A 2,888-nucleotide genomic window follows, 5' to 3' on the forward strand; every position below is an offset into this window, starting at 1 on the left:
TACGCGGAGTATGCCAAGGACCCGCGGATGCGGGCCAACATCGGCATCCGCCGCCGTCTGGCGCCGCTGCTGGACAACGACCGCAACCAGATCGAGCTGTTCACCGCGCTGCTGCTGTCGCTGCCCGGCAGCCCGATCCTGTACTACGGCGACGAGATCGGCATGGGTGACAACATCTGGCTGGGCGACCGTGACGCGGTGCGCACCCCGATGCAGTGGACCCCGGACCGCAATGCCGGGTTCTCCTCCAGTGATCCGGGGCGTCTGTTCCTGCCCACGATCATGGATCCGGTCTACGGCTACCAGGTCACCAATGTCGAGGCGTCGATGTCGTCGCCGTCGTCGCTGCTGCACTGGACGCGGCGGATGATCGAGATCCGCAAGCAGAACCCGGCCTTCGGCCTGGGCTCGTACACGGAGCTGCCGTCGTCGAACCCGGCCGTCATCGCGTTCCTGCGGGAGTACCAGGACGACCTGGTCCTGTGTGTGCACAACTTCTCCCGTTTCGCCCAGCCCACCGAGCTGGACCTCCAGGCCTTCAGCGGCCGCCACCCGGTGGAGCTGATCGGCGGGGTCCGTTTCCCCGCGATCGGCGAACTGCCCTACCTGCTGACACTGGCGGGCCACAACTTCTACTGGTTCCGGCTGCCGCGGGCAGGCCGGCTCACGCCCCGTGCCGCTCGGCAGGATGGGAACTGACGCCATGAACACGCCCCTGGCCGTCCTCGACGACACACGCTCCCCGATGCTCGGCTCCTCGGCCCTGCACGAACTCCTGAGACGGTGGCTGCCCGCGCAGCGCTGGTACGCGGGCCGCGGCCGGATCACCGCCGTGACGGTCGTCGCGGCCACCGAACTCACCCCGGAATGCCACCACTTGATCGTGCGGGTCACGGAAGAACCCGGCGAGCACGACACGTACTACCAGCTGTTCCTGGGCGCGGCCGTCAACCCGGCGCCGACGCTGCGGCAGCACGTCCTGGGGCGGGTGCGCGCGCCGGGCGGACGCGCCCTGCTGCTCTACGACGCCGTCCACGACCAGCGCGTCGCGGTCCTGCTCCTCGACCGGATCCGCCGGGGCGGCAGCAGCGGACATCTGCGCTTCGAATCGTTCCCCCGCGTGGCGGTGCCCGCCGGGCTCACACCTCGTGTGGTCGGCACCGAGCAGTCCAACACCTCGATCGTCTACGGCGACACCCTCATCCTCAAACTCTTCCGCCGCATTCAGCCGGGCATCAACCCCGACCTGGAGGTACCCACCGCACTGGCCCGCTCCGGGTATGCCCGGGTGCCGGCGCCGACGGCCTGGTTCTTCTCGACGTCGCCCTTCTGGGGCACGCTCGGCATGGTCCAGCCGTTCATCCCCCGGGCCACCGACGGCTGGACGCTCGCGCTGCGCTCCGCCTCCGCGCGGCGCGACTTCGTCGAGCAGGCACACGCTCTGGGCCGCACCACCGCCGAACTGCACACGGCACTCGCCCGCGCCTTCCCCGTGCGTACCCCCGAACCGCACCATCTGCCCTGCCTCACCGCGGAGATGACGCGTCGACTCCTGCACGGCGCCGAGGCGATACCGGCTCTGCGCCGCCACGTGGCAGGTCTGCGGAGCATCTACTCCGCGGCCTCGACCGGCAGCGATCTGCCGCTCCAGCGCCTGCACGGCGACCTCCACCTCGGACAGGTCCTCCACGCGCGAGGGCAGTGGCACGTGGTCGACTTCGAGGGCGAGCCCGCCCAGCCGATGGCCGAGCGGCGCAGCGATCGCTCGCCGCTGCGCGACGTGGTCGGCATGCTGCGGTCCTTCGACTACGCCGGACACATGGGCGCCCCGGACGATCCCGAGTGGGCCGAGCGCTGCCGCGCCGCGTTCCGCTCCGGCTACGGCGAGTCCGGCGGCTTCGCGCCGGACTCGGTGCCCGCCCTGCTGCGGGCCTACGAGGCGGACCGTGCCGTCTACGAAGTGCTGTACGAAGCCGCCCACCGGCCCGACTGGATCGACGTCCCCCTGCGAGCGGTGGCCCGGCTCGTCGCCACCGCCGCCCCATGACGGGCTCAGGCCCCGCGGTGCCCGCCCCGCCCCCTACGAAAAGAGCCCTCATGACGGCCGACCCGGTCATCGGCACCCTCGCCCGCACCGCAGCGGCCACGGCTCCGCGCATCGACGCCGACGCCCGGGCCCGCCTGCTGGAGGGCGCGCACCACGACCCGCACTCCCTGCTCGGCTGCCATCCGGATCCGGCAGGTGCGGTCGTGCGCTGCCTGCGCCCCGGGGCGGTCGCCGTCGAGGTGGTGACCGACGGCGCGGTCCGGGAACTGCCCCACACGGGCGACGGGCTGTTCGCGGGCCGGATGCCGCACCCGTCCGTTCCCTCGTACCGCCTGCGCGTCATCTATCCGGAGACGATCGTCGAGCTAGAGGACCCGTACCGATTCCTGCCCTCCCTCGGGGAGTTGGACCTGCACCTGATCCAGGAGGGCCGTCACGAAGAGCTGTGGACCGCGCTCGGCGCGCGGACCATGGAGCACCAAGGAGTGCGGGGGACAAGGTTCACGGTGTGGGCTCCGCGAGCGCGCGGCGTACGGCTGGTCGGCGACTTCGGCCACTGGGACGGTACGGCCACCCCGATGCGGTCCCTCGGACACTCCGGAGTGTGGGAGCTGTTCATGCCCGGCATGGGGGAGGGCGAACTGTACAAGTTCGAGATCCTGGGCCCCGACGGATCGCGCCGCCAGCACGCCGACCCCATGGCGCGCTGCACGGAGAAGCCGCCCGCCACGGCATCGGTCGTGCAGGCCTCGCGTCATGAGTGGCGGGACGGGGAGTGGCTGGCGCGGCGTGCCGAGCGGCCGGTGCACGAGGCGCCGTTCTCGGTGTACGAGATCCATCT

3 protein-coding genes are annotated in these 2,888 nt (G+C 71.4%); all 3 read left to right on the plus strand.

Annotated features, from left to right (window positions below; all coding sequences use genetic code 11):
* The coding region (locus ABT127_RS39245) for an alpha-glucosidase C-terminal domain-containing protein (RefSeq protein WP_351461374.1) at nt 1–699 on the plus strand (699 nt) is incomplete at its 5' end.
* Between the two features lie 4 nt (nt 700–703).
* Complete coding sequence (locus ABT127_RS39250) at nt 704–2,047, plus strand: maltokinase N-terminal cap-like domain-containing protein (RefSeq protein ID WP_351461377.1); 1,344 nt, start codon at nt 704–706, stop codon at nt 2,045–2,047.
* A gap of 50 nt (nt 2,048–2,097) precedes the next feature.
* Nucleotides 2,098–2,888, plus strand: a 791-nt coding sequence (locus tag ABT127_RS39255; protein ID WP_502971860.1) for a GlgB N-terminal domain-containing protein, incomplete at its 3' end; no start/stop codon positions are given.

Source organism: Streptomyces sp. NPDC001904, from assembly GCF_040297005.1.
In the GTDB taxonomy this organism is placed as follows: domain Bacteria; phylum Actinomycetota; class Actinomycetes; order Streptomycetales; family Streptomycetaceae; genus Streptomyces.

What these genes read in the sequence shown, in the direction of transcription:
- ABT127_RS39250 (WP_351461377.1), top strand. Translation starts at nt 704, where the DNA reads ATGAACACGCCCCTGGCCGTCCTCGACGACACACGCTCCCCGATGCTC.